Genomic DNA, 19,463 nt, shown 5'->3' on the forward strand with positions numbered 1-19,463 from the left:
CTCTTTCCCGTTGCGGGAACGCAGAATTCGGCCAGGCCACACGCTCCGCCGGACCCGGACGGCAGGCCTCGGCACGACATGCTCAACGTCGCCTGTGAAGATGGCCACACCAGCGCGCGAGGGCTCGATGGACTGCCGTGCCGCCTGTCACGCTGAGACAACGAATCGATGACAGCTGCAGAGGTTATGGGTCCCATGAGCGTCACCGGCATGTTCCTCTGGCTCGGCGGCGGACAGCCCACCGAGACCACCGACGGATATGAGCGCACCGGCTATATCGTCACCGGCACAGGTGTGGCGCTGTTCGCCCTGGTCTCCGCGGGAGTCACCGGAGTCGCCCTGGGGTACGGCGAGTGGCCGGCCGGCGCGGTGCTGCCCACGGCATTGATCACCGGCCTGCTCGTGGGCCTGGTGGGCCGCGCCCTGGCCGGTGCCCAACCCGCCGCCCGGCCCGACCGGACCGCGGGCACCTCCGATGTTGCGGCAGTGGCGACCCGTCTCGGGGTGACGACGCTGACCGGCCTGATGGTCGCCGAACTGGCCACCACCGTGTTGTTCGCCGGCTCGGTCGACCGAATCCTCGACGAACACGCAGTGGCCGCGGCCACCACCACTCCGGCAGTGCGCGCCGCCCAGGACGAACTGGACCGCGCCGCCGCCGACCGCATCGCACTGGACCGCGATATCGCCGAGGCCTCGGCCGATATCGACAACGCTCTCATCGTCGCCCGATGTGAGTTCAATCCCGGACCGGGCTGCCCACAGACGAAGATCACCGGTGTGCCGGGCCGGGGTCCGGAGGCACATACCGCCAACGACATGCTCGACGATGCGCGCACCGCCCTGTCGGCCGCACAGAGCCGTATCGCTCCGCTGGACGTGCGCGTGGACGACGCACGAACCGCCCTGGACGACGCACGAACAGTGGCCACGGCCGAGGGCGATCGCGGTATCGGAGCCCGCTGGGCGGCCATGCACGAACACACCACCGGCCAGACCGGCGCATTCCTGTTACGACTACTCACCTGGGCCGTCTTCATTCTGCTGGCCACCCTCCCGCTGATACTGCGCCGATGGCGCGGGGAGACCATGCAGGAGCGACGGCGCGCGGCCGCGGCGGTGGCCGACCGAGCCGAACGTGCCGCCGACGCGGCCATCGCGGAGAAAGAGGCAGAAATCCGCGCCGAAACCGCCGCCGTGAAGGCGGACCGGCAGCTGGCCGCGGCACGGCTCGAAGCCGAGGCCGATACCGCGATCGACCGGGAACGCCAGCGGACCCGAGTGATCGCCGCGCTCGGCGGGCTGGAGATCGGGGTCACCGAGCGCACCCCCGAACCGGCCGAACAGACGGCACTACCGGCCGGGACGGGATCCGGCCTGCCGGTACCGCTCGAGAAAAGCCCCGCCCGACCGTCCCGCGGCCTGGAACTCCCGCTGGTCGGCGCGGTTCCGTTCACCGATACCGCCGCCCGCTGGATCGGCCCGCTGGTACCGGGCTTCGTGAGCTCGGCGATCGAAGACGCCCTCGACACCGCGAGCCGGCCGCTGCGAACCGCCCGCCACGTCTTCACCGAAGCCGAAGAGATCACCTTCACCCTGCGCCGGACCCGCAACGTCACGGTCGACGACGTGGCCGCGGAAGCACAGACCGGACGCGACCGGTCACGCGACAGCGCGTCGCCACGGAACACTGTGGTGGACGCCGAACTGACCCTGGAACCCGATGCGATCGTCTCGTCGACAACCCGGCTGGAACCCGCGACCGGTACCGCACTGCCGGGACGCGCACCGGGAGAGCTGCCGGAAGGACGCGCCCCTCGGGAACTGCCTCCCGGCACCTGAACGGCGTCCCGCGCGGACCCGGACCGGGTCCACAGGGGTCGCGCCGCAGAGCGCGGCGCAACCGGTTCGAAGACCCGCACCACCGCCACAGGCACCTCGGAGACCGAATCGCGACTGTGGCCGGCCCGGTACGCAAGTGCGGCCGAATCATCCCCGGCCCGCACCCCGCCTACCGGTTAGACTCGGCCGCGTGCAGCCTGCCGCCCCAACGGCCGGCTCCGTCGGGGCGGGAGTAGATCCGGAACACCGAGCCCGGAAAGCGACGGTGCCGATCCGTCCGCTGAGTTTCCGGGAACTGCTCGATGAGCCGTTCGCGCTGCTGCAGGCCGATATCCGGGTGGTTGCGGGGTGCGCCGCGCCACTGCTGGTGGCCGGTGGATCGGTGGTGGCGGCGATCATCGGACTCGTCTCCCACCTGACCGGCGGATCCGACGACGGCACCGCGCTCGCCGCCCTGTGCGCGACGCTCGTCGTCGCCTGGATTATCCGGACCGTCCTGCGCGCGGTCACCGTGACGACGGGTCTCGCCCGCGCGGGCGGCGCTCCGATCGGGGCGCGGACGGCAATGCGGCAGACCGGGCAGCGCCTGGGTCCGCTGCTGCTGACCCAGGTGTCGTTCACCGCGATCGGTCTCGCCGTGCTCGCGCCGAGCATGCTGTTCCTCCCGTTCGGTGTCATCGGCATCGTCTGGTTCCTGCTCGTCTACCCCTTCTCCTGGTTCGGCCTGGCGTGGTTACGAGCGCGGCATCTGGTGGCGGCACCGGTTCTTTACGCCGAAAAGGCCCCGGCCCGCACGGCACTCGCGCGCGCCGGGGCGCTCACCGGCACGCTGCGGATGCAGCGAGCCGGTGTCTGGATCTGCCGGCAGCTGCTCTACACGGTGCTGACAGCTCCCCTTCTGGGTCTCGCACTGTTCGTCAGCGATATCTCCGGCACCCATCGCTGGCCCTTCCTCGTCCTGATCACCGGTACCGGGCTGCTGCTGGCGGCCGTCACCGAGATCGTGGAATCCAGCGCCCGGGTGGTCGGCTATCTCGATCTCCGATGCCGCCGTGAGGGTATGGATATCCGGATTCCCGTCGCGAGCAGAGGCTCTCGGTGACCGATCCGCATCGCGCCGTCCCGGAACGGCCATATCTCGATAGCGCGGACACCCACCGCGCCGCCGCCGAACACGCCGCGGCCCAGGGCGATTACGACACTGCGCTCCGTGAGCGTTTCCGCGCGGTGCTGCGCGGGCTGGAACAGCGCGGCGTGCTCGAAGTGCGTCGTTCTCGCACTGCCCGCGAGACTTCCCATGAGGTCGCGGCGGCGCTACCGTCCGAACTCTCCGGCGAAATCCCCCCGGCCGCCGGTGCCTTCGACGAGGTCGTCTACGGCGGCCGACCCGCAGCGGCGGACGAATACCATCGGCTGGCCCGGGCCGATCGGTTCTCCGCCGCCGCGCCGCCCCCCGCAGCCGATCCGGTGGAAGTGGAGACCGCCGAGAGCAGATCCCGGTCGCGGCGCGGCAGCCGAGAACTACCCGCGATACTGCGCGACCCCCGCTTCTGGGCGACGCTGGCATCGACGGCGGTCGTGCTGCTGGTGCTCTACGCGATACTGCAGGGCTGCAGCGGGCCCAGCGCACCGGATACCCCACCGATCGATCCGCCGCCCATCGACCCACCGGACGACTACGATCCCGACCTCCCCCGCCCGACCGGTGACGATTCCGTCTTCGCCGGCCCGGCCCGGCTGGTCTTCGGCCTCCTGCAATTCCTGATCGCCGGCGCAGTACTCGTGTGGTGGCGCGCGCGCCGCCGCGGCGCGGTGGTCGCCGAGCCCCGGCCGGTGGAGGTGGCCGCCGGCGAACTACTGTCCGGGCAGGCCGGCCTGTACCGCCGCTCCGGCGACCACGCGCATATCGCCGGGGTCCTGCGGGCTGCCACGCTGCGCCGCCTGCGCCGTGCCCTCGGCGTCGACGCCGGCATCTCCCTGGATGCCCTGGTGGCCGCGGTGGCCACCAGGATAGGGGCCGACCCGGACACTGTCGGCGCCGCACTCTACGGAGACGTACCGGATGCATCGAGCCTGGAACTCGTTGCCGCGCAACTCGAATGGATCGAAGCGGAGGTCGGATGACCAGCATTGACACCAGTAAGGACGGTCCCGGCGGTCCGGCGGCGCCCACGGCCGGTGCGGCCGCGGCGGCGTTCGCCGCCCTGCGTACCGAGATCGGGAAGGCGGTCGTCGGTAACGACAACGCGGTCATGTATCTCGTGCTCGCCCTGCTGTGCCGCGGCCACGTACTGCTCGAGGGTGTACCCGGGGTGGCGAAAACGCTGCTGGTCCGGGCCCTGGCCACCGCCCTGGAACTCGACCACAGCCGGGTCCAGTTCACGCCCGACCTGATGCCCGGCGATGTCACCGGCTCGCAGATCTACGACCCGCATTCGGCCGAGTTCACCTTCCGCGACGGCCCGGTTTTCACCAACCTGCTGCTGGCCGACGAGATCAACCGCACGCCACCGAAAACCCAGTCCGCGCTCCTGGAATCGATGGAGGAACGCCAGGTCTCAGTAGACGGACGGCCCCGCCCCCTGCCCGACCCCTTCGTGGTGGTCGCCACGCAGAACCCGATCGAGCAGGAGGGCACCTACCCGCTACCCGAGGCCCAGCTGGACCGTTTCCTGTTCAAGGTGGATATCCACCTGCCCGAACGCGACGACGAATTCCGCATCCTGCAGCGGCATGCCGAGGGCTTCGACCCCCGCGACCTCGCCGCCGCCGGATTGCGCCCGGTGGCCGGTCCCGCGCATATCGCCGCGGCCCGGGCCGCGATCGCGGAAGTCGCGATCCGTCCGGAAGTGCTCGCCTACATTGTCGACCTCTGCCGCGCCACCCGGACCGCGGCGGCCGTCGCGCACGGCGCCTCCACCCGCGGTGCGACCTCGCTCATGGCCGCAGCCAGGGCTCTGGCCTGGTTGAACGGACGAGGTTTCGTCACCCCCGACGATGTGAAAACCGTTGCGGTGGCCGTCCTGCGGCACCGGCTGCAGCTGCGTCCTGAGGCCGAGATCGACGGGATCACCGGCGAGCAAGTCCTGGCCGGCCTGCTGCAATCCGTTCCGGTTCCGGTGTAGTCCGTGGTCGTCACGGGCCGGTTGTTCGGGATCGCGGTCGCGGCGGCGGTTTTTGTCACGATGGTGTCGCCGTCGTGGTTCGGGGTTCTCTTGACGACCGCCCTACTGTGCGCACTGGCCGCGACCGATCGCGCTCTCACCGCAGGTAGCGCGGACGTGGTGCTGGATCGGCCGGAACTCACGGTTCTGCGATTGGGCGCCGCGACCGAGGTCGAGATCTCGGTAACCAATACAGGTCCCCGCGTGGTCCGTGGCCGGCTGTGGGACGACTGGCCCGGCAGCACCGGCGCCGCCGGCCGGGAACACCGGCTGAACCTTCCACCCGGCCACCGTGTCCGCGTGCGCACGACACTCACGCCCACCCGCCGCGGTGATCGCGCCGCCGGTCCGGTCACCGTGCGCCTGTTCGGCCCGCTGGGGCTGGCCGGTCACCAATTCCAGCGGGTTGTGCCTGCGCGGGTGCGGGCGCTGCCGCCGTTCCACAGCGAACGATTGCTCGGCGGCAAGATCAAGCGATTGCACCATCTGGAAGGCCGGAATCTGGCGGATCTACGCGGCCAGGGCACCGAATTCGATTCGTTCCGCGAATACGTGCCGGGCGACGATGTCCGCACCATCGACTGGCGGGCGACCGCGCGGGCCACCGATGTGCTGGTGCGGACCTGGCGCCCGGAACGCAACCGGCAAGTGCTGATGCTGCTGGACACCGGCCGGATCAGCGCTGCCCGGGTGGGCGGCGGCACTCGCCTCGACAACGCGATCGAGGCGGCCCTGCTGCTGGGCAGTCTGGCCGCCGCGGGCGGCGATATGGTGGGCCTGCTCGCCTACGACCGCGAGGTACGCGCCGAGGTACGCACCGGAGTCGGGCGCGGTGTGCAGCCGAAGCTCATGCACGCGCTGGCCGGAGTCACCCCGGCACTGGTCGATACCGATTCGGAAGGCCTGGTGCGGGCCACGATCCACCGGGCCCGCCGCCGCAGTCTCATCGTCTGGTTCACCGGCCTCGACAGCGCGGCAGTGACCGAGAACCTGCTTCCGGTGCTGCCGGTGCTGGCCGAACGCCACCGGGTCCTGATCGTCTCGGTCACCGATCCGGAGATCGCCGCCGCGGCCGCCGACCGCAGTGATCTGCGTGCGCTCTACCGCGCGGCGGCCGCCGAGTCCAGGCTCGCCGAACAGGCGGTAGTCCAGGAATCACTGCGCCGGATGGGCATCGCCGTGATCGCTGCCGCCGGACCCGACCTGCCGGGCGCGCTGGCGGACGAATATTTGGAGCTCAAACGATCGGCGGCCCTGTAATCAGAACACGCGCGGAGTAGGTTCGCGGCGGACTCGGTCTCCACGGAGCCTGCAACGCTCAGTACTGCGCAGCGGATAGGAACAATCTGCGCAACAGACCTCGACGCGACCACTCAATCGATGTTGGCGCCGACGCGGAAGCCGGAAGAACCGCGCGCCGGGGCGTAGCTCATCGGCGGCAGCGGCACCGCGGGTAGCGAACGCCGCTGACGTTCGGCGATCACACTGCCGAGTATCTGCACGGGCGGATAACCGCTCGGCACCGGGGACCCGATCCGGGCGCAGACCGCCGTAACCAGCGCCTGACCGATCTCATGCTGCGCGCCCGGGGTGAGCGAGTCGACGCGGGTCAGGTACTGACGCACGGCGAGCGCCAGGTCCTCGGGCAACCCGGTGAGCTCGAGTCCGGCCGACCAGCCGGTGAGCCAAGCCGGTGGTATCGCCAGCGCCGGTAGGGACAACTGCTGCCGAATATGCACGACCACCGTTCCGGCCAGGACATCACCGACCCGGCGCGCATGGGGTGAGCACACCGAACTCGCCACCGCGATCAGGCCGAAGAGCCCGAGCATCCAGAAATCGACGATCGCGCCCGTCAGGCCGCGGGTGAGCGCATGGCGGAAATCCACAGGGCCGCCGTCGGCCCGCACCACCCGGAGCCCGAGCGCGAGTTTGCCCGGAGACGCGCCGCGCAGCACGGTTTCCCAGAACACGGGATAACCGACCAGCACGGTGACCAGCGAAACCAGCATCAGTGCGGCGAACCAGGGGCTGCTGTCGTCTCCGCGCGTCACGAGCATCACCACGATGAGCAGCACGATCCCGAGCACGATCTGCAAGATCAGATCGAGCACGAATGCCGCGGCGCGGGTCGGGATCCGGGCGACCGGCAGCTGGAGCGCCACCGCTTCGCCCGTCGTGAATTCAGCCATATCGCATAGCATTCTTTCACGGCGACCGGGGTCGTAACCGGCTTCGCCGAACGCGGGGGGTACATCACCGGGCGCAGCGGCGGAACGGCGGAGCGGGAGGTAAGCCGATGGATGTGGACGCCTACAGCACGAGGCATCGCCAGGCCTGGGCCAGGCTGAACTACCTGACCGGCCGGCGTGCCCTGACCGGCGCCGAGGCCGATGAACTGGTGCGGCTCTACCGGCAGACGTCCCAGCAGCTGGCTCGGTTGCAGACACACAGTCCCGAACCGGAACTCGTCGCCGGATTGAGCGCCGTGCTCGCCCGGGCGCGCGGCAGAATCGTCGGGAGCTCGCCCGATACCTGGACCGAGATCCGGCGATTCTTCACCCATCGGTTCCCGGCCGCGGTCTACGGGGCCTGCGGCTGGTGGCTCGCCGTGGCCGTCGTATTCCTCACCGTGGTGGCGGGCTTCACGACGTGGATCTCGGTGGCGCCCTCGGCGCGTAGAAGCCTTGGGCTGCAAGAGGACACCCGGGCAGTCACCGCCCCCGGCGGGGCCTTCGAAACCTATTACACCGAACATCCGAACGACGCATTCGCCGCATTGGTCTGGACCAACAATGCCTGGGTCTCCGCCCTGGCGCTGTTCCTCGGCATCCTGATCCTGCCGGCGCTGTACCTGCTGTTCATGAACGCGCTGAATATCGGCGTGACAGCCGGCCTGATGGCCGATGCCGGCCGGCTGGATTCGCTGTTCGGCTTTCTACTGCCCCACGGGATGCTGGAGTTGACAGCGATTTTCATCGCCGGTGGCGCCGGCCTGAAACTCGGCTGGACCCTCATCGATCCGGGACATGCGAGCCGCGCCGAAGCGGTGGCCCGGCAGGGCCGCACCACCGCCACCATCGCGCTGGGCCTGGTCCCGACACTGCTGGTAGCCGGCCTGTTGGAAGGTTTCGTCACGCCGAGCGCATTACCCACACCCGTGCGGATCGCCTGCGGCCTGCTCGCCGAGACACTGTTCCTCGTCTATATCTTCACCGCCGGGCGCAGGGCGAGCGCCGAATCCGAGACCGTTGACGCCCGGCCGGCCGTCGGCGGGCAGCGGAACCACGAATAGACAACGCCGAGCACACAACGGCGGACACCGCATTGTGAGGTGACAGCAACGTGGCTTCGGTGATCAGTGCGAATTCCCCCATTGAATTCCGCTGGCCGCAGCGAGTCGCCGCTCTAGCTGCGGCCAGCGTTACCGTCGACTCTACACAATCGTTATGCCTACGCAACCCATTGCGTAAGAGGTCACAGGTATAAGTTCGCACCCAGCAAATCCGCAGACAACCCCCATTCGACCCCAGGCCAGCTAACTTCCAGCAGACCCGCACGGCCTTACAGCGGTGCTTTCATTTGCAAGTACATTTGGTTTTTACTGGTCACGGCCATATCCGTTACCGGGGTTACGCGCAACCGGAATGCGGCCCGCGGCAACCACAACACGAACCGCCGTTAACTCGGCCGACCCATCGGCGACCAGGGCATTCGCGAAGGATTAACACGCGCCTCGGGCGGGTCGCCGAGACAAAAGAGACCCCAGGTCGGTTTATTCGCCTCAAACCTTCATGAACCCCGTATTCACCCCCAGGGAAGACCTGCGCATTGTTAACCAGCATGGTTCCGGGACGTGAACTGGGTCACCGAGCGCTCCGAATTAGGCAAGCCTCAGCACTAGGGCCGCAACCGAAAATTGGTGGTGTGACCTTGGTCTCATTCCGGCATACGACGAGTACGGGACTCGAAGCGGCCGCGAATCGGCCCATTCCACTCGACTCGGCTCACCTGCGCCCACAGAGGCGGCATCGCTATCCGGGATGCGGCCCGGCCCCCGGCATCGGACATGAAAAAAAGCCGTAGACATGGTCTACGGCTTTTCAGTGGGCGAAGGGGGACTTGAACCCCCACGTCCCGAAGGACACTGGCACCTGAAGCCAGCGCGTCTGCCATTCCGCCACTCGCCCGAGCGACGGAAAAGACACTAGCACGGAGAAGACCGCGGGGCGAAATCACGTGGTCAGCGGCTTGCTGGACAGTCCTGTGACGTGGATTTCGCGGCCCGTTCACACGCGCGGGGAACTCCGTCGCCATTACGGTAGTTACAGGTATAGCCGATCGTGGATATCATGCAGAGAACGTGCTCGTAGAACGACACGCCGCATTCGCGTGTCGTCGTAAAGAATGAGGAGAGACTCACCGAAGGGAGGGCCCAGATGGGGATCGTCTCGAGATTCGAGCGCCGCCTCCAGGGCGCCGTCGGTGACGTCTTTGCCCGGGTCTTCGGCGGGAACGTCGTTCCGCAGGAGGTCGAGGCCGCGCTGCAGCGTGAGGCCGCCGATAGTGTCCAAGATCTCGGCGGTGGGCATCTGCTCGCACCCAACAGCTATGTGATCACCATCAACTCGTCGGACCACCGGCAATTCGATGCCGATCACGACCTCACTACCCGCGCATTCGCCAAACATCTGCAGGATTACATCCGGGAACAAGGATGGCAGACCTACGGCGAAGTACACGTGGTCTTCGAGGCATCCCCTACGCTGCACACCGGAATGTTCAGGACGAGCGGCCGCGTCGACCCCGACGCCGGTCGTGGAGCTGCCTCGGCTCACCGCCCGGAACCGCTACAACGACCCGCTAACCCGCAACCAGGAGCTGGCCCCATGACGCAGAACTCTGGCTACGACCCGAGCCGTGAGCACGCGGAGTCCGATCCACGCAATCGCGGGTACGCTCCCGGACCCGCGGGACGCGGGCCGCAGAACGGCGCGTACCCCGAGGACTACGGTCCCGGCGCGCAGTACAACGGCGCCCCCGATTATCAGAACGGCTACGAGTACCAGCAGGGCGGCGCCGCCTACGACCAGCAGGGGTACGGCGGCCAGCAGGGTTATGACCAGGGTGGGTACGCCCAGCAGCCCGGCTACGACCAGGGTTACGACCAGCAGGGGTACGCCCAGCCCGGTTACGACCAGCAGGGGTACGCCCAGCAGCCCGGTTACGACCAGGGCGGGTACGCCCAGCCGGGTTACGACCAGGGCTACCAGGGGCAGCCCGGCTACGACCAGGGTTACGACCAGCAGGGCTATGCCCAGCAGGGCGGTTACGACCAGCAAGGCTATGCGCAGCCCGGCTACGACCAAGGTTACGACCAGCAGGGGTACGCACAGCCCGGCTACGACCAGGGTTACGACCAGCAGGGCTATGCCCAGCAAGGCGCGCAGGGGTACCCGCCGGCCGCCCAGCAGGCCCCCTACGGCGCCCAGGGCGGGTACGCACCCGCGGCCGGCCCCGGATTCTCCGCCACGCTGGCACTCGACGACGGCAGTGGCCGCACCTACCAGCTCCGCGAAGGCAGCAATATCATCGGCCGTGGCCAGGACGCCCATTTCCGGCTCCCGGACACCGGTGTCTCCCGCCGCCATATCGAGGTGCGATGGGACGGCCAGACCGCGATGCTCTCCGACCTCGGCTCCACCAACGGAACCCTCGTCAACGGTTCACCGGTACAGGACTGGCAGTTGGCCGACGGCGATGTGATCCGTGCCGGGCATTCCGAGATCCTCATCCGTATTGTCTGATGCCGTAGGCTCGCCGTGCGGATCACGGGACGGCTCTCGCATAATAGGGCGGTCCAATCGTGATCGGTCTCGTCCGACGGTCCTATGATGTGCCGACACACGCGCGGCTCCGCAAAGCGGGCCGCCGGGACGAGCACGGCCAAGGGGTGGGTCACCACGCCGACGGCACCGGCACACGGTCGAACAGGAGGTGGAGCGCCGTGCAGGGATTGGTTCTGCAGTTGACCCGTGCCGGGTTCCTCCTGCTGTTGTGGCTGTTCGTGTGGGCAATCCTGCGTACCCTCCGCAGTGATATCTACGCGGCCTCCGGCATACGGCTCCAGAACCGGGGACCGCGCGGTTCCGCGGTACTGCCGTCGATGCGCCGAGGCCAGAAGGGCGCCAAATATCTTGTGGTGACTCAAGGTTCTCTTGCCGGTACCCGTATCACACTGGGTACCCAACCGGTATTGATCGGCCGTGCGGACGATTCGACGCTGGTCCTTACCGACGATTACGCCTCCACCCGACATGCCCGGCTGTCCCTACGCGGTGACGACTGGTACGTCGAAGACCTCGGCTCGACCAACGGTACCTACCTCGATCGCGCCAAAGTCACCACCGCAGTCCGCGTTCCGCTCGGCACACCTGTCCGGGTCGGCAAGACAGTGATCGAGCTCCGATCGTGACACTTGTTCTCCGCTACGCAGCGCGCAGCGACCGCGGCCTGGTCCGCGCAAATAACGAAGATTCCGTCTACGCGGGTGCCCGATTGCTGGCACTCGCCGACGGTATGGGCGGGCATGCCGCCGGTGAAGTCGCGTCCCAGCTGATGATCGCCGCATTGGCGCATCTGGACGACGACGAGCCCGGCGAAGACCTGCTGGGCAAACTGAACCGGGCCACCCATTCCGGTAATTCCGCGATCGCCGAACAGGTCGAGGAAGAACCCGAACTGGACGGGATGGGTACCACGCTCACCGCCATCCTGTTCGCGGGCAAGAAACTCGGCATGGTCCATATCGGCGATTCGCGCGCCTACATGCTGCGCGACAGCGAACTGGCCCAGATCACCCGCGACGATACCTTCGTCCAATCGCTGGTCGACGAAGGCCGGATCACCCCGGAACAGGCGCATACCCATCCACAGCGCTCGCTGATCATGCGTGCCCTCACCGGCAACGAGATCGAGCCCACGCTGGTGATGCGGGAGGCGCGCGCCGGGGACCGCTACCTGCTGTGCTCGGACGGCCTCTCCGATGTGGTCAGCGACGAGACCATCGCCAACACCATGCGCGAGGGCAGTACCGACGAATGCGCCGATCGGCTCATCGAACTGGCACTGCGCAGCGGTGGCCCGGACAATGTGACCGTCGTCGTCGCCGATGTGATCGACCTCGACTACGGCCAGAGCCATCCGATCGTCGCCGGTGCCGCCTCCGGTGAGGCCGAGGACAATCCGCCGCCGAATACCGCCGCCGGCCGCGCCGCCGCCATGCGCCCACCGGCCGCCGCGCCGCGGCGTACCGCCAGCGAGCCCGAGCCGCCGCCGAAGAAATCACACAAACTGCGCTGGTTACTGCTCGCGGTGGCGCTGGTGTTCGCGGTGGTCGTCGGGCTGGTCGTGGGCTACAAGATGATCCGGTCCAACTACTACGTGGGCGCGGACAACGACAGTGTCGTGGTCATGCAGGGCCTGCCGGGGTCGATTCTTGGTTACTCCATCCACGAGGTGAACCTGGTCGGCTGCGTCACTGCCGAGGGCGAGCTCACTCTCGCCGACAACGGCGCTCCCCTGCCGGAGGGCTGCAGCCCCTTGAAGGTCAGCGATCTCGAGCAGACCGGACGTGATCAGGTCGAGCGCGGCCTGCCGCCGGGCACCCTGGACAAGGCACGGGAGCAGATGCGTGTCCTGGCCGATCGCGAACTGCTGCCGGTGTGCAAGAAGAACGGTTCCGCCGCCCAGCCGGGCGTCGTGACCACTACTCCCACACCGCCGCCGCCGGCGGCCCCGCCCATGCCCACCGAAGCAGCCCCGCCGGCGCCCGCCACACAAGCACCCGGCCCCAACGGTGAGAATCCGGCACCGCCGGCGCCGCCGACCACCTCCGCGCCGGCGCCGACCACCACCGCTGTGCCCCAGACGCCGGGGGAGAACTGCCGGGTGACGGACTGATGTCCGCACCGGCAGCACCGTCCGCCGGGGCTTTTCCGAGTCCCCCGGGCGGTTTCGCGGCAACGCCGCCACCGACCTCGCGGCGCAATACCGAGCTCCTGCTGCTCGGTTTCGCGGCGTTGATCACCACGGCGGCGTTGTTCCTGGTGGAAGCCAGCCAGGAACAGTCCGTGACCTGGGATATCGCGAAGTACGGGCTCGCCTATCTGGGTCTGTTCGCTGTAGCGCATCTGGCGGTCCGGCGGTTCGCGCCCTACACCGATCCCCTGCTGCTGCCGATCGTGGCGCTGCTCAACGGGCTCGGCCTGGTACTCATCCACCGGCTGGACCTCGCCGACCAGCAGACCGCCGCCTACAACTCCTGGGATATCCCCTCCCCCGATGCCAATTCCCAGATTCTGTGGACCGCTCTGGGAATCGTGCTGTTCGTCGGGATCCTGGTGGTGTTACGGGATTACCGGACCCTGGCCAAGTACTCCTACACACTCGGACTCGTGGGGCTGGTCGCGCTGGCGATCCCGGCACTGCTGCCCAGTTCGTTCTCCGAGGTCAACGGCGCCAAGATCTGGATCCGGTTGCCCGGTGTGAGCCTGCAGCCCGGCGAGTTCGCCAAGATCCTGCTGATCATCTTCTTCGCCTCGGTCCTCGTCTCCAAACGGGAGTTGTTCACCGCGGCCGGCCGGCATTTCCTCGGAATGGAATTTCCGCGCGCCCGGGATCTGGGCCCGATCCTCGCGGTCTGGATCGTCTGCATCGGCGTACTGGTCTTCGAGAAGGATCTCGGTACCTCGCTGCTCATCTTCGGCACCGTGCTGGTGATGCTCTACATCGCGACCGAGCGGGTGGGCTGGCTGCTGATCGGCGGCGGCCTGCTCATGGTCGGATTCTTCTTCGCCTACCAGATGTTCGGGCATGTGCGGGTCCGGGTCGAGACCTGGCTGCACCCCTTCGACGACTACAACAACACCGGCTACCAGATCGTGCAGTCGCTGTTCGGCCTGGCCACGGGCGGGCTGGCAGGTACCGGACTGGGCAGCGGCCGGCCTTCACAGGTGCCGTTCGCGAAAACCGACTTCGTCGTCACCACCATCGGCGAGGAACTCGGGCTCATCGGCCTGACCGCCGTCCTGCTCCTGTTCCTGATGCTCATCCTGCGGGGTATGCGGACCGCACTGGCGATCCGTGACAGTTTCGGCAAACTGCTCGCCGCCGGGCTGGCATTCACCCTCGCCATCCAGATCTTCGTGGTCGTCGGCGGGGTGACGAAACTGATCCCGCTCACCGGCCTCACCACGCCGTTCGTCTCCTACGGCGGTTCCTCCCTGCTGGCGAACTACATTCTCCTGGCCCTGCTCATCAAGATCTCCGATGCGGCACGCGCACCCGCCCCGGCCCGGCGCCGGGAACCGGCGCCCGCACCGCTGGCGGAAGCGCAGACGGTGATGGTGTCACGACGGCAAGGGGGTCAGCAGCGATGAACACACCACTACGCCGAGTGGCCATGGCGGTCATGGCGATGATCGTGGCCCTGCTGCTCAATGCCACCTATATCCAGGTGATCAAGGCCGACGACTACCGAGCCGATCCACGCAACTCCCGGGTCCTGCTCGACGAATACTCCCGCCAGCGCGGGCAGATCTCCGCGGGTGGTGCCGTGCTGGCCAGTTCCGTCGAAACCGACGACCGGTACAAGTACCTGCGCGTCTACCCCACCGACCCGGCCGCGTTCGCGCCGGTCACCGGCTTCTATTCGATGCAGTACGGCAGTACCGGGCTCGAACGGGCGGAGGATCCGGTGCTCAACGGTTCGGATGCGCAACTGTTCGGCAGCCGGCTGGTCGATCTGGTCTCCGGGCGCGACCCGCGCGGCGGCAATGTCGTCACCACGATCGACCCGATGATGCAGCAGGTGGCCTACAACGAGCTCACCAGCAAGGGCTACACCGGCTCCGTCGTGGCCATCGAACCCAGTACGGGCAAGATTCTCACCATGGTGTCCACGCCCAGCTACGACCCGAATCAGCTGTCCGGGCACGACGGTGCCCAGGGCACCCAGGCCTGGGAGAGTCTGAGCGCCGACGAGAACCAGCCGATGCTCAACCGGGCGATCTCGCAGACCTACCCGCCGGGCTCCACCTTCAAGGTCGTGGTCACCGCGGCCGCACTGTCCAACGGCGTGGCCGACCCGCAGTCCCAGTTCACCGCGGCACCGAACATCACCTTGCCCGGTACGAGCACCACCCTGGAGAACTACAACGGCACCAACTGCGGGTCCGGCGCCACCGCGACCCTGCACGAGGCGTTCCGCCGGTCCTGCAACACCGCGTTCGTCGAACTCGGGGTCGATGTCGGCGCGGCAGCGCTGGAAGACGAGGCGGCCGCGTTCGGTATCGGCCCGCATCGCGGTATCCCGATGCCGGTTGCCGAGAGCACCATCGGCAATATCCCCGACGACGCGGCGCTCGCGCAGAGCAGCATCGGCCAGCGTGATGTGGCGCTCACCCCCCTCGACAATGCCGTAATCGCGGCTACCGTGGCCAACGGCGGTGTGCGGATGGAACCGTATCTGGTCGATCAGTTGCAGAACCCGGACCTGAGCGAGCTGTCCACCACCGAGCCGGTGTCCGTGGGGCAGGCCGTGAGCGCCGATGTAGCGTCTACGCTGACCGATCTGATGGTCGCCTCGGAGGAGAACACCGCGGGTAGCGGCGGGTCGGGCTATCGGATCGCGTCCAAGACCGGTACCGCCGAACACGGCGCCGATCCGCGCAACACACCACCGCACGCCTGGTACATCGCGTTCGCGCCGGCCGAGAACCCGAAGATCGCCATCGCGGTCATCGTGGAGAACGGCGGCGACCGCGCGCTGGCGGCGACCGGTGGATCGGTCGCCGCGCCGGTTGCCCGGGCGGTTCTGGACGCGGGTCTGCGAGGTCGGTGAACGAGATGGATATGCGAGTGAATCTGCGGGGAACCCGATGCTGACAAACGGCGCGATGATCGCGGACCGCTACCGGCTGCAGCGCCTGATCGCCACCGGTGGGATGGGTCAGGTCTGGGAAGCCCTGGACACCCGGCTCGATCGCCGGGTGGCGGTGAAGGTACTCAAATCGGAGTTCTCCGCCGATCCCACGTTCCGGCACCGGTTCCGCACCGAGGCCAAAACCACCGCGCAGCTCAACCATCCCGGTATCGCGGGAATCTACGACTACGGCGAAACCTACGATCCGCAGGGCGGGGAAACCGCCTACCTGGTGATGGAACTGGTGCAGGGCGAGCCGCTCAACACCGTGCTGAACCGGCTCGGCCGCCTGTCGGTCGTGCAGGGTCTGGATCTGCTGGAGCAGACCGGTCGCGCCCTGCAGGTAGCGCATCGGGCCGGTGTGGTGCACCGCGATGTGAAACCGGGAAATATCCTGGTCACACCCACCGGACAGGTGAAGATCACCGATTTCGGCATCGCGAAGGCGGTTGATGCCTCGCCGGTCACCAAGACCGGGATGGTGATGGGCACCGCCCAGTACATCGCGCCGGAACAGGCGGTCGGCGAGGATGCCACGGCGGCCAGTGACGTGTATTCGCTCGGTGTGGTCGGCTACGAGGCCCTTGCCGGTCAGCGCCCGTTCACCGGTGACGGCGCCCTCACCGTCGCGATGAAACATGTGCGCGACGTACCGCCGCCGATGCCGACGGATCTCCCGCCGAATGTGCGCGAACTCGTCGAGGTGACCCTGGCCAAGGATCCGAACCACCGGTACACCGACGGCGGCGAGTTCGCCGAGGCGGTCGCCGCGGTGCGGTCGGGCCGGCGCCCACCGCCACCCCGTAATCTCGCCGCGGCCGGTGCCACCAGTGTTATCGCAGCGCCGCCGCCGTCGTACGACGACCCGGCGACCGTCCGCTACACCACCCCGGCCACTGCTATGGCCGGACCGGCGACGGCGATGGACCACCACGGCGCGCACGAGGCCGACCCGGGCGATTACCGCGACGGCACCGGTGGTGGTGGTCTCGGGAAGAACCAGAAGTGGATGATCGCGCTGGGTATCGGCGCGCTGGTGCTCGGTGGGGCCGTGCTGTGGCTGCTCTTCGGTGGCGATACCAATCCGGCGAGCACCCCCGGTGAGACCTCGTCGACGGCTCCGACCACACGACCGGCGCCGCCCCCGATCACCACCACCTACGAGGTGACCGAACCCCCCGTCTGGACACCCACGCAGGAGTACACCACCACCCAGCCACCGGCGACCACCACCACCGAGTCGCCCGCACCGACCACCACGACCCCACCGCCGACCACCACCACCGAGACCACCACGGCCCCGCCGACCACCACGGAATCGACGGGCAGCGAGGAAACGGCCACCACTACGCGGTCTTTCCCGGTACCGGATATCGATCTGCCGGGGATCGGCGACAGCTCCCGTGACGACGACAGCTCTCCCGACGTGCCGAGCCACCATCAAGGACAGCCATGACGACCCCGAAGAATCTCTCCTCTCGCTACGAGCTGGGCGAGATCATCGGATTCGGTGGCATGTCCGAAGTCCACCGGGCACGCGACCTCCGGCTCAACCGCGATGTCGCGATCAAGGTGCTGCGGGCCGATCTGGCGCGCGATCCCACGTTCTACCTGCGCTTCAAACGCGAAGCCCAGAACGCGGCGGCCCTGAATCATCCCGCGATCGTGGCGGTGTACGACACCGGTGAGGCCGAGGTGGACGGCGGACCGCTGCCGTTCATCGTGATGGAGTACGTGGACGGCGATACGTTGCGCGATATCGTGCGCAACGAAGGTCCCCTGCCGCCGCGACGGGCGATGGAAGTCATCGCCGATGTGTGCGCGGCGCTCGATTTCAGCCACCAGGCCGGGATCGTGCACCGGGATATGAAACCCGCCAACATCATGATCAACCGCGCGGGCGCGGTGAAGGTGATGGATTTCGGTATCGCCCGGGCGATCGCCGATGCCGCCAATCCGATGACCGCGACCGCCGCGGTGATCGGCACCGCCCAGTATCTGTCGCCGGAGCAGGCGCGCGGTGAAACCGTGGACGCGCGATCGGACGTCTACTCGGTCGGTTGCGTCCTGTTCGAAATCCTCACCGGAGAACCGCCGTTCACCGGTGATTCCCCGGTCGCGGTCGCCTACCAGCATGTGCGCGAGGATCCGCGGCTGCCTTCACTTGTACACGACGGTGTTCCGCGGGAGCTGGATTCGGTCGTGCTCGAGGCCATGGCCAAGAACCCGGCGAATCGTTATCAGAGCGCGGCCGAGATGCGCGCCGATCTGATCCGGGTGCTCGGCGGCCAGAAACCCGGCGCGCCCATGGTGATGACCGACGAGGACCGCACCACCATGCTGGGTCCGGCGCAACCAGCCGCGCGTGGCTATCACCGCCTGGACGACGACGATATCGACGACTACGGCGATGGATCCGGTGGTACTCGCCGCCGGGCATATATTGCCGCCGGGGTGGTGGCCGCGGTGGCCGTGGCCTTCGGCCTGTTCTGGATGCTGATCGGCCCGGGTAGCCGGCCCGATCAGGTCGCGGTACCGGATCTGTCGAACCTCTCGGCCAGCGAAGGGGAACAGAAACTGGATTCGCTCGGCTTCGACGTCGCCATCCAGGAGAAGCCCGACGGCCGGATCAGCGCCGGTAACGTCATCGCGACCCAACCACTCGGCGGGTCGCGGGCCGACGAGGGCAGCACGATCACCATGCAGGTTTCCACGGGCCCGCAGCAGGTGCCGATCCCGCGCGTCGTCGGGCTGAGCCAGCAGGAAGCCGCGCAAGAGCTCACCAATGCCGGGCTGCAGGTCCATCCGGATGTCAAGCGCGGTCCGTCCAGTCCCGAGGACAAGGACAAGGTGATCGCCCAGGATCCGTCCCCGGGATTCGAACTGGATGCGGGCAGTCAGGTCACGCTGACCCTCGGCGCCGGCCCGGAGCAGGTGTTCGTACCGGATGTCGTCGGTCAGTTGATCGACCGCGCCCAGCCGAATCTGGAGGGCGCCGGGTTCAAGATCGAGATCCGCGAGGTGCAATCCGCGCGGCCACGGGGCGAGGTGCTGTCCACCAGCCCCGCCGGCGGTTCGAATGCCGACAAGGGGTCGACTATCACCGTGCAGGTCGCGCAGAGTGATCGGATCTCCATGCCGAACCTCGTCGGTCTCACCCCGGGCGAGGTTGTGGACACACTGCGCGAAAGCGGCTGGCAGGGCAGCGTCAACCAGGTCCGCCAGATCACCCAGATCACGCTGAACTCCGATCAGGCGGGCAAGGTGCTCAGCCAGCAGCCGTCGGCCGGTACCACCGTGCCCTCGTCGACGACGGTCACAGTCAACACGGGCGTCCTACCTCTCGGCCCACCCTGATAGCTGCCGCTCGTCCGGACGAACCACCGCCCGCAGGCCCCTCACCACTGTGCTGGTGAGGGGCCTGTGTGGTGCAGGAGCGTACGGGCAATGTGACGTCGCCCGTGGGCGAGCAG

The 19,463-nt window shown here is 67.9% G+C and carries 14 protein-coding genes and 1 tRNA gene; 13 read left to right on the top strand and 2 right to left on the bottom strand.

What is annotated here, in order from left to right:
• The first annotated feature begins 195 nt into the window (after nucleotides 1–195).
• From ACFWPH_RS13340 to ACFWPH_RS13360, 5 genes are all read left to right on the top strand, one after another.
• On the top strand, nucleotides 196–1,842 hold the full coding sequence (locus ACFWPH_RS13340) for a DUF4407 domain-containing protein (protein WP_378750543.1): 1,647 nt from the start codon (nucleotides 196–198) through the stop codon (nucleotides 1,840–1,842).
• Nucleotides 1,843–2,107: 265 nt separating this feature from the next.
• Complete coding sequence (locus ACFWPH_RS13345) at nucleotides 2,108–2,944, top strand: hypothetical protein (RefSeq protein WP_378750545.1); 837 nt, start codon at nucleotides 2,108–2,110, stop codon at nucleotides 2,942–2,944.
• Nucleotides 2,941–3,966 carry a DUF4129 domain-containing protein gene (locus ACFWPH_RS13350; protein ID WP_378750547.1) on the top strand — a complete coding sequence of 342 codons (1,026 nt, stop codon included), beginning with the start codon at nucleotides 2,941–2,943 and terminating at the stop codon, nucleotides 3,964–3,966. Before ACFWPH_RS13345 ends, ACFWPH_RS13350 begins: the two co-directional genes overlap by 4 nt.
• 5 nt (nucleotides 3,967–3,971) lie before the next feature.
• Nucleotides 3,972–4,967, top strand: a complete 996-nt coding sequence (locus ACFWPH_RS13355; RefSeq protein WP_378750751.1) for an AAA family ATPase — start codon at nucleotides 3,972–3,974, stop codon at nucleotides 4,965–4,967.
• A gap of 3 nt (nucleotides 4,968–4,970) precedes the next feature.
• On the top strand, nucleotides 4,971–6,266 hold the full coding sequence (locus ACFWPH_RS13360; protein ID WP_378750549.1) for a DUF58 domain-containing protein: 1,296 nt from the start codon (nucleotides 4,971–4,973) through the stop codon (nucleotides 6,264–6,266).
• A 113-nt stretch (nucleotides 6,267–6,379) separates the two neighbouring features.
• Here the strand turns inward: ACFWPH_RS13360 and ACFWPH_RS13365 are convergent, their stop codons facing one another.
• Complete coding sequence (locus tag ACFWPH_RS13365) at nucleotides 6,380–7,198, bottom strand: RDD family protein (protein ID WP_378750551.1); 819 nt, start codon at nucleotides 7,196–7,198, stop codon at nucleotides 6,380–6,382.
• Between the two features lie 107 nt (nucleotides 7,199–7,305).
• Between ACFWPH_RS13365 and ACFWPH_RS13370 the strand changes: the two genes are divergently transcribed.
• Nucleotides 7,306–8,301, top strand: coding sequence for a stage II sporulation protein M (locus ACFWPH_RS13370; protein ID WP_378750553.1), 996 nt, complete (start codon nucleotides 7,306–7,308; stop codon nucleotides 8,299–8,301).
• Between the two features lie 812 nt (nucleotides 8,302–9,113).
• On the opposite strand, the gene ACFWPH_RS13375 is transcribed toward ACFWPH_RS13370, so the two are convergent.
• Nucleotides 9,114–9,196, bottom strand: a tRNA-Leu gene (locus ACFWPH_RS13375).
• Between the two features lie 249 nt (nucleotides 9,197–9,445).
• Here ACFWPH_RS13375 and ACFWPH_RS13380 point away from each other — a divergent pair.
• The 7 genes from ACFWPH_RS13380 (at nucleotide 9,446) to pknB (ending at nucleotide 19,347) form a co-directional block, all read left to right on the top strand.
• Nucleotides 9,446–10,813 (top strand): FhaA domain-containing protein, encoded by a 1,368-nt coding sequence (locus ACFWPH_RS13380; RefSeq protein ID WP_378750555.1) that lies wholly within the window; start codon nucleotides 9,446–9,448, stop codon nucleotides 10,811–10,813.
• A 200-nt stretch (nucleotides 10,814–11,013) separates the two neighbouring features.
• Nucleotides 11,014–11,481: an FHA domain-containing protein gene (locus ACFWPH_RS13385; RefSeq protein ID WP_033243787.1), complete on the top strand. Its 468-nt coding sequence runs from the start codon at nucleotides 11,014–11,016 to the stop codon at nucleotides 11,479–11,481.
• The gene (locus ACFWPH_RS13390; protein WP_378750557.1) at nucleotides 11,478–12,968 is read left to right on the top strand and encodes a PP2C family protein-serine/threonine phosphatase; all 1,491 of its coding nucleotides are present in this window, start codon (nucleotides 11,478–11,480) and stop codon (nucleotides 12,966–12,968) included. Before ACFWPH_RS13385 ends, ACFWPH_RS13390 begins: the two co-directional genes overlap by 4 nt.
• Complete coding sequence (locus ACFWPH_RS13395; RefSeq protein WP_378750559.1) at nucleotides 12,968–14,446, top strand: FtsW/RodA/SpoVE family cell cycle protein; 1,479 nt, start codon at nucleotides 12,968–12,970, stop codon at nucleotides 14,444–14,446. Before ACFWPH_RS13390 ends, ACFWPH_RS13395 begins: the two co-directional genes overlap by 1 nt.
• Nucleotides 14,443–15,909, top strand: a complete 1,467-nt coding sequence (locus ACFWPH_RS13400; protein WP_280418589.1) for a penicillin-binding protein 2 — start codon at nucleotides 14,443–14,445, stop codon at nucleotides 15,907–15,909. Before ACFWPH_RS13395 ends, ACFWPH_RS13400 begins: the two co-directional genes overlap by 4 nt.
• Before the next feature lie 37 nt (nucleotides 15,910–15,946).
• Nucleotides 15,947–17,446, top strand: coding sequence for a protein kinase (locus tag ACFWPH_RS13405; protein WP_378750562.1), 1,500 nt, complete (start codon nucleotides 15,947–15,949; stop codon nucleotides 17,444–17,446).
• Nucleotides 17,443–19,347, top strand: coding sequence for a Stk1 family PASTA domain-containing Ser/Thr kinase (pknB, locus tag ACFWPH_RS13410; protein ID WP_378750564.1), 1,905 nt, complete (start codon nucleotides 17,443–17,445; stop codon nucleotides 19,345–19,347). Before ACFWPH_RS13405 ends, pknB begins: the two co-directional genes overlap by 4 nt.
• Nucleotides 19,348–19,463 lie beyond the last annotated feature (116 nt).

The organism is Nocardia sp. NPDC058499 (assembly GCF_042719915.1).
GTDB lineage: Bacteria > Actinomycetota > Actinomycetes > Mycobacteriales > Mycobacteriaceae > Nocardia.